The sequence below is a fragment of the Vibrio kagoshimensis genome, from assembly GCF_050337535.1.
In the GTDB taxonomy this organism is placed as follows: domain Bacteria; phylum Pseudomonadota; class Gammaproteobacteria; order Enterobacterales; family Vibrionaceae; genus Vibrio; species Vibrio gallaecicus.
Window position 1 is genome coordinate 50764 of sequence record NZ_JAKJSZ010000014.1, and the last position, 12210, is coordinate 62973.

The window sequence follows — 12210 nt, forward strand, 5'->3', positions numbered from 1 at the left end:
CCTGCTTACTTGGTTCGCAAAAAATAGTTTACAGAATACGAGTGACAAGAAATCATTTACAGCAAGTAATGATCTGCTAGTAGAGCAATGAACAAAAACATTAAATGATAGATAGAGAATTTAAATGTTTTCATCGCTGTACTGTCTTCACTTCGATATTTAAGTAACCAAGCATGATAGATAAACCCACCATTAAGTACGAGTGATGCCGTTAAGTAGAGCCAGCTACTCATTCCAACAAGAACTGGCAATATACACACCACGCTCAATAGAAGGGTATACAGGAAAATAGACGTTTTCGTGTAACTGATGCCATGTGTGACAGGCAGCATTGGAATATTCACTTTTGCATATTCGTCACGTCGATGAATGGCAAGCGCCCAAAAATGCGGAGGAGTCCAAATGAAAATGATCATCACTAATAACCATGCATGAGAATGAAGTTCATTGGTGATAGCTGTCCAACCTAGTAATGGTGGCATTGCTCCTGCAATTCCGGCAATCACAATATTTTGCGGGGTGGCTCGTTTCAAATACATTGTATAAACAACAGCATACCCCAATAAGCTGGCGAAAGTTAGCCAAGCTGTCAGGGCATTCACCACAAAAAATAAAGTCACAAAACCCAGTACACCTATCGCAGTGGCAAAGCCAAATACTTTATAGCGACTCAGTTCACCTGAAGGCAAAGGTCTACGACGAGTTCGTGTCATTTTTGCATCAATTTTACTATCAATAAGATGGTTGAACGCTGCTGCTGCTCCAGCCATCAAACCAATACCAATCAGCCCAAATACGGTTTCTTTAAGCGGTAACCCAGAAGGTACAGCAAGACACATCCCCACTAATGCGGTTAACAGCATCAAAGCCACGACTTTCGGTTTGGTGAGCGTTAAATAGGCTTTCCAATGACGGCTATCTTGAGTTTGATGAGTACTTTCACCCCCAGAGATAGCAGTTGAAGATATAGTGCTCGCAGACATTGTGGAGCTAGAAATAGTGGCTGAAGAAGAGGCTCTGTTCATTGTTCTCATGGCTGATGTCTTACTTGTCATACTCGACTCCTTCTGCATAATCTGCATGTCTCGACTTGTGATGAACCGCGTTGCCAATCGGTACAACGTTACTTGCTATCAGGGTTTTATAATCTTGTCGGTGCCAGAGTAAAAAGTTAGTGGTTACTATGCTAACGAGCAATAAAGCAGCAACAAGGTTATGAAGCACAGCAACAGAAATAGGAAGCTGTAAAACAACGTTGCCAATTCCTAAAGTTATCTGAAGTAATAACAAGGTCCCTACTCTTTTCGCTAAGCTGTTTTGAATATTGCAAGGCTGCTGAGCGAGTTTCCATACCAACACTAAAACCACACAAGAAGTCACGATAGCTCCTATTCGATGAGTCACGTGAATGGTCATTCGGGCAGGATATTCAAGCACACCAAATTCATAGTTTTCATGCCCTGATTGAAGTAAGTCAAAGGCTTTAGAAAAGTCTAGATATGCTATCCAGTTACCTTCGCAAATAGGTAAGCTAGTACACATCAACGCCGCATAATTCGATGACGTCCAGCCCCCTAAAAATATCTGAAAAATTACGATTCCCAAGCTAGCAAGAGCCCAAAACCGGACAGATGGGTCAACATAAAGCGGGTCAATATGTTGCTGTAAGCGATTCAGTTTGCAAAAAAGAATGGCAAGCAATGAGAATAGTGTGAAGCCTCCTAAGAGGTGAGCCATAACCACCAGTGGCATCAACTTCAATGTGACAGTCCACATGCCAAGTGCGGCTTGAAATACAACCACGAACAAGATGGTCAATGGTAACTTGGGTGAAATATTTTTTATCTTCAAACACCAAGTAACGATGCAGAAAATGACAATACCTAAAGTTCCGGCAAAATAACGATGGATCATTTCTAACCAGGCTTTATCCGATTCTATAGTGTTACCAGGGTAAAGCTGGGCTGCTTTAGATAAAGAAGATGAGTCAGAAGGCACTACCATGCTGCCATAACAGCCTGGCCAATCGGGGCAACCTAATCCAGCATCAGACAACCTTGTATAAGCGCCTAATACAATAACGGTTAACGTTAACAGCAAACTCACTTTTACGAGTAAGGTTAGATTTTTAGGTGTCTCATTAACCATGACCTCTCCCTATCATTTGACCCAATATCTCGGTTACCAGAAGCACTTACTATTCAGCGATTCAAAAGCCTAACCGACTCTTGATAACTTCAATAATTTTCTTAAATCGTGCAAGATCCCTTTTGACTGTTTCACTAACAAAGCCTGAGTGGATACGCCTTGGTAACGCATCACTAATTGACCGAGCGGATCAACAATCACCACCGAGGATGACAACAAGGGTTCATTGTTGGTCAAGTCGGTGCGAACTTCTCGGAATAAGTCCATGTCCTTTAGAGTGTCGTTATTGCCTTTATCTATAAGTAAAATAGGCTTCACTCTTTCCTTATATTTCCCTAATGCTAAATAGCTTTGACCTAATAAGTGCACCTGCTGCTCACAAACACGGGTACAATTTTCGGGAACAACATAAGCAAGTAACCACCCTTCTTCTGGTAACAAGTCTACTCCAACACTGGTTAATGTCGTTTTAGGTTCAATGAGTTCACCAAAGTTAGTGACTCCAGATGTGTACCACTGTTGAGACAAAACAAGCTTGGCGATAATGGCAGGCAAGGCAAATATCAAAATCAAGCTCACTAACAAAACACGTCCTTTTAACTGTGATCTTTCCATGATTGTCTCCACCTATGTTTCGTTTGATGAGCCACCCTATAAGCAACTATTTGATATAAACAACCTACAAGCTGCTTTTCTACTTTCTACTTTCTACTTTCTACTTTCTACTTTCTACTTTCTACAGAGTCTATTCGATGCTTTTTCATCCAAAATCTATAACTGATCATCAACATTATTAATGCCAATACTGCAGCCATTACGAACCACTGCACAGCATAGCCAAAGTGTTTCGAAGAGCTCATTGGTAGCGGTACCCAAACAGGTTCGTAATCCCAATTTTTTAGCCCAATAGGTTGAAACACCATAGGGAATAAATTCACCTCAAATAAGCCTTCTAGTTCAGCAATGTTTACATTTTGAACCCTAACTGGCAGTGTGTTTTCAGCGGATAATTCATGACTCAATGGGTTTGTGGATTTAAGATACAAACGGCCAGATAAGTTGCTAGGTACTGACAGGTCGCTCAGGTTAGGCAAGATAGTGCGATCACGACTAGCTTCAACAAAACCTAAATCCAACAAAATTGACTGCCCGCCTCCTGCCTCTCCAAGCTGACCAATCATAAAAACCAAGTACCCAACTCGCCCTTCATGTATTTGGTTATCCAGTAGGAAAACATCTCCTGTACCACTCTCAATCTCTATCTTTACTCTGGTTCCGTTCAATGCCTGTAGTTGTTCAAAGTGCTTCAATGGTTTGGACTGCGTTAGGTAATCGTCACCCAACAGACTAGATGGTCTCTCTGTTAATTCAGACATCTCAATAAAATCAGACAAGGCTATCGCACTTACCTTTTCACGTTCCTGAAGGGCTAATTCATACGCTGATTTTTGTTCACCCCTGTCGAGTTGCCAAAAACCTAACTTGATCAATATAGAAACAGACACCACAGTTAACACAGCAGCAAACCAAAGTTTTTTACTCTTCCATGCCTTATTTTCTATCTTCATCAACATCCTTTATTAGAATCAGGAGTAGCTATGATGGTTTCCTTTATATTCAAAATTGCTTTAGTGTTTTTTCTTTTCTTTATCATCATCAACCTCGCCAAAGCTTTATTCATTATTGCCAAAGGTGATCAACCTCAAAAACCGCTAAGCCACTTCCTTGGGCGACGAGTCATGTTGTCTGCTGCCGTCGTTCTACTACTATTACTTGCCCTTTCTATGGGTTGGATAACTCCGAACCCTCGTCCCTACTAGCGCCACATAATCATTGAAAAATATCGAGACGAAACAGCTACAATACATAGACAAAAACGAATAAACACAGCCATACCACATCAACAAAATGCCAATACCAACTCCCCGCTTGAAATGCAAAATGGTCTTTCGGAGTGAAATGGTCTTTAGCAATTCTAAACAGTAGAACTATTAGGAAAATCGTTCCTAAACAAACGTGAAGACCATGAAAACCAGTCAGTAAGAAGAAGGTGTTTCCGTAGATACCAGATTGCAACGTCAGCCCCATCTCTTGATAAGCGTGCATATACTCTTCAACTTGAAAGAATAAAAAGAAGCCAGCTAAAACGATGGTAATTTCAAGCCACACAATTAACGCCATACGCTTGTTTGTTTCTAAGCTGATGTGCGCCATGTGCAGAGTAATAGAGGAAAGTAAGAGAATTATCGTGTTCTTAAGTGGGATCCCCTGCCAAGGCATTGCTTGAGTTTCAACGCCACTCGGGGTACTGGTTAGTGGCCACATTGCCTCAAACATTGGCCACAACACTTCATGAGTCATGGCATTGTTATCAGCGCCACCTAACCAAGGGACAGACAACATCCGTGCATAAAAAAGCGCACCAAAGAATGCACCAAAAAACATAATTTCAGAAAAGATAAACCAGCTCATGCCTTGTCGGAACGAACGCGCAATTTGTTCTGAATACAAACCCGTTAATGACTCTGTAATTACATTGCTAAACCACCCAGCTAACATGTAAAGCAGAACCAGAAAGCCTACGGCTAAAACAATTTTACCTACGACACCGCCAGAGCCTTCTACGCCCATATTCTGCACAGTTAGCCCAGCGCCAACCGCTACAAGGAATAAGGCAACCGCACCAACCAGAGGCCAGCTACTTTGTGCGGGTACAAAATAAATACCTTTTTTAGAACTCATCACTCAACTCCTTGTTGAAATCGTTCTTCTATCTATTTAGTTGTTCTCTTCTTTAACTTGATTACTCTTTCTTTAGCTATTAGTGAGCCACTAAGGAATCGGTAGACCGCATATTACTCGCAACCTCTACCACCTCAGGTTCAGCATTTAATGAATGAGTTATATTAAAAAGAGTGTATGAAAGCGTAAGCGTGTGGATAGAGTCTGGTATATCTGGCTCTATATAAAAGATCAGAGGCATCACTGTATTTTCAGATGCAGCTAACGCTTGTTGATTAAAGCAAAAACACTCAATTTTATTGAAGTAAGTAGCCCCTTCTCCAGGAGATACAGAAGGAACAGCTTGTCCAACTAAAGGCTCACTTGAACGATTCAAAGCAAGGTATTGAGTTTGAATCACTTCTCCTGGGTGCACATCTAACGTTCTTTTTTCTGGCACAAAATCCCAAGGCATATCCGGGTTTATATGAGACATAAATTCAACACGAATACTTCGCGAGTAATCAGGCTGCATACCTTGAGGCTGTATCACCGACTCTGAATTTGTCTTACCGTTGATACCCAAGGCGTCACACATCACGTCATACAAAGGCACTAAAGCAAATCCAAAGCCAAACATCCCAATGACGCTCAGCACTAAATAGCCCACCAATTTATTTGATGAATTAGGTATGCTTTTAGAATCCAGTTCAGGCTGTTTAATACCTTGCTTAACGTTATTCTCGCCTTGGTTATCTTGCTTGGCATCACTGTCTGATGTGTCGCGTGGGTTGTTTGTCATACTCACCTCAGTCAATCTTTGGTGGGTGAGTAAAGGTGTGGTGAGGAGCTGGGCTTGGTACTGTCCACTCTAAACCTTCGGATCTTTCCCATGGTTTACTTGGAGCGGGCTCTCCACCTTTTACGCATTTAATTACAAGCCATAAGAAGATCAGCTGAGATAAACCAAAAGCAAAACCACCTATTGATACGATTTGGTTCACATCTGCAAACTGAATGGCGTAGTCAGGAATACGTCTTGGCATACCCGCTAGCCCAAGAAAGTGCATTGGGAAAAATAGAACATTCACCGATACCACTGATGTCCAAAAATGCCACAAGCTTAAACGTTGGTCATACATATGACCTGTCCATTTCGGAAGCCAATAATAAGCCGCAGCCATGATAGAAAATACCGCGCCTGTCACTAACACGTAATGGAAATGAGCCACCACAAAGTAAGTGTCATGGTACTGAAAATCTGCTGGGACAATCGCCAACATCAAGCCCGAAAAACCGCCAATAGTGAATAGCACGATAAAGGCAATCGCAAACAGCATTGGGGTTTCAAAGGTCAGAGAACCTCGCCACATTGTCGCCACCCAATTGAATACTTTCACTCCGGTAGGCACCGCAATCAACATGGTGCAATACATAAAGAAAAGTTCAGCGAAGACTGGCATCCCCGTAGTAAACATGTGATGCGCCCATACTAAGAATGACAGCAACGCAATGCTGCAAGTCGCGTAAACCATAGAATGGTAGCCAAACAATCGCTTACCACTGAATGCCGGAATAATGGCTGAGATAATGCCAAAGGAAGGCAGTATCATGATGTACACTTCAGGGTGTCCAAAGAACCAGAAGATATGCTGGAACATCACAGGGTCTCCCCCACCAGCCGCATCAAAAAAGCTAGTTCCGAAGTATTTATCCGTCAATACCATGGTCACCGCACCGGCGAGAACAGGCATCACCGCTATAAGTAAGAAAGCCGTGATCAACCATGTCCATACAAACATTGGTAGCTTAAACCAAGTCATTCCAGGTGCGCGCATGTTCACAATAGTCACAATCACGTTGATTGCGCCCATTATCGAACTGATCCCCATAATATGAACAGAGAACACAAATAATGCGGTGCTGTCAGGGCCATAAGTCGTAGAAAGTGGCGCATAGAACGTCCAACCGAAGTTTGGTCCTCCACCCTCAGTAAACAGTGAACCAATTAGAATCAAAAACGCAAAAGGTAAAATCCAGAAACTAAGGTTATTCATTCGTGGCAGCGCCATATCTGGGGCGCCAATCATCATTGGGATCATCCAATTGGCAAGCCCAGTGAAAGCAGGCATGACAGCCCCAAACACCATGATCAAACCGTGGACTGTGGTCATCTGATTAAAGAAGTCAGGCTCAACTAACTGCAAACCTGGTTGGAACAACTCAGCACGTATCACCATAGCCATTGCCCCACCAGTCAAAAACATAGCGAAGCTAAACCATAAGTAGAGAGTGCCTATATCTTTATGGTTGGTCGAATAGAGCCAGCGAGCTAACCCTTTAGGTGCAGAGTGATCATCATGAGGCTCGGCACCATGAGATAAGTCTCCAGCACCACTTAATTCATGGCTATTCATCGGAGCCGACTTTACGGGCTTGTTTGCTGATGATTTCATTGCTCCTCCTTGGCATTCTTCTGTGCCTTAAATGCATTTACATCAGAAGCTTGAACGACATCTCCCGTATCATTTCCCCATGCATTTCTTTGATAAGTCACGACGGCAGCAATTTCTTTCTCGCTTAATTGGGCATCAAATGCCTGCATTGCCGTTCCAGGTCTGCCATACACAATAGTGTCTAAATGTGTTGATAAATCTCCTAGTGCAATCGCACTGCCTTTAATTGCAGGGAATGCACCAGTAATACCTTCACCATTGATCTGATGGCACACCGCACATCTCGCGTTATAAATGGTCTCACCTTCGGCATACAGTTCGTCCATAGTAAGTGACGAGCCTAGTGCTTCTTGAGCTTGTTGCTTAGCAATAGCAGCCTCTTCTTTTTGTTTAACAAGCCATGCATCAAAATCGTCTTCTTCCATCGCCTGCACGACAATCGGCATGAACCCATGCGCTCGGCCACAAAGCTCCGCACACTGCCCTCTATACACACCAGGCTCATCAATTTTGGTCCATGCCTCATTAATAAACCCCGGGACAGTGTCTTTTTTCACAGCAAAAGCAGGCACCCACCATGAATGTATAACGTCATCTGATGTCATCAAGAAGCGAACTTTGCGATTAATAGGAAGGACTAAGGGCTTATCCACTTCTAGTAAATAATGCGCTCCTTTTTCTTCTATACCTTCAATTTGTTTATCACTCGTCGCTAATAAACTAAAAAATTCAACATCTTCCCCAAAGTAGCTGTAATGCCACTTCCACTGGGAACCTGTGATTTTAATGGTTAAATCGGATTGGGAGGTATCTTCCATCGCAATCAATGTTTTGGTTGCGGGTATCGCCATCGCGATAAGAATAAGAATGGGAATAATCGTCCAGATAATTTCAACTTTGGTGCTTTCATGGAAATGGGCAGCGACCGCACCCTTCGACTTTCGATGGTGAATAATGGAATAAAACATCACGCCAAACACGATTAGCGCAATTGCACAGCAAATGTAGAAAATCAACATGTGAAGGTCATAGACCTTACCGCTGATTTCCGTAACACCCTGAGTCATGTTGTAGTCTGATTCAGCCCAAACAGCTGATGACCAAAACAAAACTACCGCTAGTTCCATTAACAGTACAAGAGTGGTTCGTGATCTCTTCAAAAGGTATCTCCTTTATCCATCCCACAAGACATTTACGCCCTGAAACCATCGTTCACATGTGTCTATGGTCTTTCTATCACCTAATTGCGTCATGTGTATCTCAACCATCCATTCGGACATTACTTCACAATGAAAGAATATTTGGCTAAGGGTTAAACATAAAAATGATGCAAAGTAAGCCTCATCAATACTGCAGAAAATATGAGGGATAAAGACGTTTAATCAGCGAACTGGCTACTTTTTGTTATATTTATGTAAAGGCTAGTTACTGAAAGCTAAATGTTCAAGGTGCTAAATATTCAAATTATCGGCTATAAATCTTGTATATAGCGAGTGAAAGTACCTCAGAGTAGAGTTTCTAAAGGGAATATTAAGAAAAGAAGTAGAGGCATGTGTTATTAGGAAAATCAGTTATTAAGCTCAACGGTTTTAACCGGTTCAGAACTCTTAATTGCAGAGTTTAGCTATGAACCCGCACATGCCAGCAGTGCTTAGAATACCGCTTGGTTAACAATTGATGTTCTAACAACTTAGTTTTACGATTGCCTTCACTTAATTGATAATGAATATCATTTATATTTACTCTATCAACAGCAAAGGTTTAATTTATGATGGAAAAATTGACGAATTGGTTAGCACGAGACCCAGATCCAAGAACTCGTGAAGAGCTTCAATATCTTATTGATGAAAAAGAATACAGCGAACTTGAAGATCGTTTCGGGCAAAGATTGGAATTTGGAACAGCTGGGTTAAGAGGAAAAGTGGGTTGTGGTCCAAACCGAATGAATCGCTTAGTGATTCAAGAAACCGCCGCTGGATTGGGTCACTATCTAATTGACAATATCAGTAAGGCTGCTTCTCGTGGAGTAGTGGTTGGCTATGATGGCAGAACCGATTCAAAGCAATTTGCCATAGATACGGCTTCGGTACTTACTGCTTTAGGTATTAAAGTTTTTCTCACCCATGATGTGGCCGCTACCCCTGTTGTGGCATTTGGTATTAAGCACCTGAATGCCGCTGCGGCAGTAGTAGTAACCGCAAGCCATAATCCTCCTGAATACAATGGCTTTAAAGTGTACTGGGAAAATGGGGCTCAAATAATCCCGCCTCATGATTCAGGTATCGCTGCTGAAATTGCAATCGCCGCAACAAGACCGATTCCACTGATGTCATTAAGTGATGCTGAGCAAAGAGAACAACTCGTTTGGCTTACTGAAGATTACTATCAAACCTACCGTACCAGCGTTAACCAAAGCCCATTCATTGAAGGTGATACTTCGGAGAAATCAATCGCAGTGGCATACACTGCGATGCACGGTGTTGGAGCGAAAATGGCGGAAGATTTGCTGCATGACAACGGTTTCAACAAAGTCTTCAGTGTTGCCGAACAGCGTGAGCCCGATGGTTTATTCCCAACCGTTAACTTCCCTAACCCTGAAGAAGATGGGGCAATGGATCTCGTTCTAGAACTCGCTGAAAGTGTCGAAGCTGCTATTGCTTGTGCAAACGATCCAGATGCCGACAGGTTCGCGGTTGCTGCAAGGCAGCAAGATACAACATATAAAATGCTAACTGGTGATCAAATTGGTGTGCTACTCGCCAACTACTTACTTTCGCTACCGCATACCAAACAGCAACTAGTTGGGAACAGCATTGTATCGTCTACTTTGCTTGCTAAAGTGGCAAAATCACATGGCGCAACCTACTTCCAAACACTCACTGGCTTTAAATGGTTAGCGAATGTGGGAATGCAATTAGAAGACGATGAAAACGAATTCCTTTTTGCCTATGAAGAAGCTCTTGGTTACACCATTGGCACACAAGTAAGAGACAAAGATGGGCTATCAACACTGGTTGTGTTCTCTCAACTTGTGGAGCAATTGAAACAAAATGGCAAAACGGTATGGGATGTACTCGCTCAAATATCCTTTGAACATGGTGTACATGTGAATGCTCAACGCAGTATTCAACTTGATCCCAATTCACCATCCATTGGTGCGAAGCTAAGAAGTACTCCACCAAAACAGATTGCTGGTGTGGGAATATCTGTCATTGAAGATCTTCAATCTTCACTTCGCTTTACTATTGGTGGAAAAGGTAGCATGGGGAAAACCGAAGCCATCCACCTACCTGCCAGTGATGTGCTTATTTATCACATGGAAGATGGCTCTCGAATCATTGTTCGCCCATCTGGTACTGAACCTAAGCTAAAAGTTTATTATGAACTTGTCACTGAATTTGAGGGGAATGAAAATTACCCTGAAGCTTTACTACGAGCAGAGGAAAAAATGGCACAGCTTATTGAACAGCATCAGCAAGAGCTTAATAAGTAATAGCGGTACCTCTATTTTCTAGCTTCTAGCTTCTAGCTTCTAGCTTCTAGCTTCTAGCTTCTAGCACCAAAGCAAAAATGGACGTAGTAATACGTCCATTTTTTCTAAAGCGATTTCTGTAAAAAGTGTTTATGGACGCCTTTTATTGGATAATCGCTAAACTCCCCTACCACCTTAAAACCTAACTTTTGATAAAAACCCAAAGCTTGAAAACTATAAGTGTCTAAGTAAATATCGGTAACTCCTCTCGCGAGGGCTTCTGACTCAACCTTAGCAAGAAGCTTGGTACCAACATCATTTCCTCTTAGATCTGAAGAGACCCAAAGGTGATTGATCATCAGCGAGGTAGTGAATAGTTCGGCATTTAACCCTGCTATCACTTTGTTCTGTGAGTCTCGAACAAAAACTGAAATAGGGATCAAATCTTGATCAGGGAAGTGAGGGGCATTGTATTCTTTTATTCCATCAAGAACGCTATCAGTATCTTGTTTTAATGGGTGGCTAACGACTTCAATATCCATATAACTCTCTAAAAAGTAAGTTTATCGTTAAGCTCTATCGTACATTTTAAAGATAAAAAAACCAGCCGAAGCTGGTTAATTCTGTTCATTGCTGTCTTCGATCATACTGACAAAAGAAACCAATCTGCTAGACATCTAAGCAACGAATGATTTAAGCATCCAAACAGCCAGAATGATGAATACGCCACCCATCACTTTCTGTTGGTACATTCTGAATTTAGCATTCTCAATTAGAGACTTCCCGACACTGCCAACAAGCGCTACCAATAAGAAGTTAAATGACAAGCCTAAAATATTAAGCAGGAGTCCTAGTACAAGCATTTGCTCACCAGAACTTGCTGTTATGTTAGTTGACACAAATTGCGGTAAAAACATCACAAAGAAAACAAGCGCTTTAGGGTTAAGTAGATTGCTGACTAAAGCTCGCTGATAATAGGTTTTCGCAACTACAGAATTATTGTTAAGTTCAGGCGCTTCGTCTTGCTCTGCTCTTAAGCAATCCCAACCCATTTTAAGTAAATAAGCACCACCCAATAGGTGTAATGCTTTTAATGCCATAGGGCTCATTGCAATTAAGGCAGACACACCCATAGCAGCCAGTACGGTCAAAATGATGCCGGACGTTGCATTACCTAAACTGGCAAACACGCCAACTTTGCGACCGTAACTCATACTTGAGCTAGCAATCAGTAACATATCAGGACCAGGAAGAAGAAGAAGCGCTACAACAGCAGTTAAATAGACAGGTAAAATAGTTAAATCGATCATTCGTTATTGTATTTATAAAAATCCGGTCGCGGATTTTATATCAACGGATGATAACTAACTAGGTATAACATGCAAATAAATTAAACTTAAACGTCAATACAAC

General features: G+C 41.9%; 12 protein-coding genes. 2 read left to right on the top strand and 10 right to left on the bottom strand.

The window, feature by feature from the left end:
• Nucleotides 1–56: 56 nt before the first annotated feature.
• The 4 genes from cyoE to L4C37_RS14430 form a co-directional block, all read right to left on the bottom strand.
• A complete protein-coding gene (cyoE, locus tag L4C37_RS14415; RefSeq protein ID WP_429768988.1) occupies nt 57–1055 on the bottom strand; it encodes a heme o synthase in 999 nt (332 codons plus the stop codon).
• Nucleotides 1045–2148: a COX15/CtaA family protein gene (locus L4C37_RS14420; protein WP_429768989.1), complete on the bottom strand. Its 1104-nt coding sequence runs from the start codon at nt 2146–2148 to the stop codon at nt 1045–1047. Before L4C37_RS14420 ends, cyoE begins: the two co-directional genes overlap by 11 nt.
• Before the next feature lie 69 nt (nt 2149–2217).
• On the bottom strand, nt 2218–2763 hold the full coding sequence (locus L4C37_RS14425) for a hypothetical protein (protein ID WP_137372090.1): 546 nt from the start codon (nt 2761–2763) through the stop codon (nt 2218–2220).
• Between the two features lie 107 nt (nt 2764–2870).
• A complete protein-coding gene (locus L4C37_RS14430) occupies nt 2871–3716 on the bottom strand; it encodes an SURF1 family protein (protein WP_429768990.1) in 846 nt (281 codons plus the stop codon).
• Between the two features lie 30 nt (nt 3717–3746).
• Between L4C37_RS14430 and L4C37_RS14435 the strand changes: the two genes are divergently transcribed.
• Nucleotides 3747–3968 carry a DUF2909 domain-containing protein gene (locus L4C37_RS14435; RefSeq protein WP_429768991.1) on the top strand — a complete coding sequence of 74 codons (222 nt, stop codon included), beginning with the start codon at nt 3747–3749 and terminating at the stop codon, nt 3966–3968.
• A 37-nt stretch (nt 3969–4005) separates the two neighbouring features.
• Here the strand turns inward: L4C37_RS14435 and L4C37_RS14440 are convergent, their stop codons facing one another.
• The 4 genes from L4C37_RS14440 to coxB all read right to left on the bottom strand — a co-directional run bounded on the left by L4C37_RS14440 (nt 4006) and on the right by coxB (nt 8485).
• Nucleotides 4006–4890, bottom strand: a complete 885-nt coding sequence (locus L4C37_RS14440; protein ID WP_429768992.1) for a cytochrome c oxidase subunit 3 — start codon at nt 4888–4890, stop codon at nt 4006–4008.
• A 79-nt stretch (nt 4891–4969) separates the two neighbouring features.
• Entirely contained in the window at nt 4970–5671 is a 702-nt protein-coding gene (locus L4C37_RS14445; protein WP_273295195.1) for a cytochrome c oxidase assembly protein, read from the bottom strand.
• A 7-nt stretch (nt 5672–5678) separates the two neighbouring features.
• Nucleotides 5679–7286: a cytochrome c oxidase subunit I gene (gene ctaD / locus L4C37_RS14450; protein ID WP_429769046.1), complete on the bottom strand. Its 1608-nt coding sequence runs from the start codon at nt 7284–7286 to the stop codon at nt 5679–5681.
• A 35-nt stretch (nt 7287–7321) separates the two neighbouring features.
• Nucleotides 7322–8485 carry a cytochrome c oxidase subunit II gene (gene coxB / locus L4C37_RS14455; RefSeq protein ID WP_429768993.1) on the bottom strand — a complete coding sequence of 388 codons (1164 nt, stop codon included), beginning with the start codon at nt 8483–8485 and terminating at the stop codon, nt 7322–7324.
• 611 nt (nt 8486–9096) lie between these two features.
• Here coxB and L4C37_RS14460 point away from each other — a divergent pair.
• A complete protein-coding gene (locus L4C37_RS14460; protein WP_273296634.1) occupies nt 9097–10818 on the top strand; it encodes a phospho-sugar mutase in 1722 nt (573 codons plus the stop codon).
• A gap of 104 nt (nt 10819–10922) precedes the next feature.
• Here L4C37_RS14460 and L4C37_RS14465 read toward each other — a convergent pair whose 3' ends face one another.
• Nucleotides 10923–11339 carry a GNAT family N-acetyltransferase gene (locus L4C37_RS14465; protein WP_273296633.1) on the bottom strand — a complete coding sequence of 139 codons (417 nt, stop codon included), beginning with the start codon at nt 11337–11339 and terminating at the stop codon, nt 10923–10925.
• Nucleotides 11340–11474: 135 nt separating this feature from the next.
• Nucleotides 11475–12107, bottom strand: a complete 633-nt coding sequence (locus L4C37_RS14470; protein WP_429768994.1) for a LysE family translocator — start codon at nt 12105–12107, stop codon at nt 11475–11477.
• Between the last annotated feature and the right edge of the window lie 103 nt (nt 12108–12210).

Excerpts from the sequence above, each read along its gene's own strand:
- ctaD (WP_429769046.1), bottom strand. The coding sequence starts at position 7,286 with ATGAATAGCCATGAATTAAGTGGTGCTGGAGACTTATCTCATGGTGCC.
- L4C37_RS14435 (WP_429768991.1), top strand. The coding sequence starts at position 3,747 with ATGATGGTTTCCTTTATATTCAAAATTGCTTTAGTGTTTTTTCTTTTC.
- L4C37_RS14445 (WP_273295195.1), bottom strand. The coding sequence starts at position 5,671 with ATGACAAACAACCCACGCGACACATCAGACAGTGATGCCAAGCAAGAT.
- L4C37_RS14460 (WP_273296634.1), top strand. The coding sequence starts at position 9,097 with ATGGAAAAATTGACGAATTGGTTAGCACGAGACCCAGATCCAAGAACT.
- L4C37_RS14425 (WP_137372090.1), bottom strand. The coding sequence starts at position 2,763 with ATGGAAAGATCACAGTTAAAAGGACGTGTTTTGTTAGTGAGCTTGATT.
- L4C37_RS14470 (WP_429768994.1), bottom strand. The coding sequence starts at position 12,107 with ATGATCGATTTAACTATTTTACCTGTCTATTTAACTGCTGTTGTAGCG.
- L4C37_RS14440 (WP_429768992.1), bottom strand. The coding sequence starts at position 4,890 with ATGAGTTCTAAAAAAGGTATTTATTTTGTACCCGCACAAAGTAGCTGG.
- L4C37_RS14430 (WP_429768990.1), bottom strand. The coding sequence starts at position 3,716 with ATGAAGATAGAAAATAAGGCATGGAAGAGTAAAAAACTTTGGTTTGCT.
- cyoE (WP_429768988.1), bottom strand. The coding sequence starts at position 1,055 with ATGACAAGTAAGACATCAGCCATGAGAACAATGAACAGAGCCTCTTCT.
- L4C37_RS14465 (WP_273296633.1), bottom strand. The coding sequence starts at position 11,339 with ATGGATATTGAAGTCGTTAGCCACCCATTAAAACAAGATACTGATAGC.
- L4C37_RS14420 (WP_429768989.1), bottom strand. The coding sequence starts at position 2,148 with ATGGTTAATGAGACACCTAAAAATCTAACCTTACTCGTAAAAGTGAGT.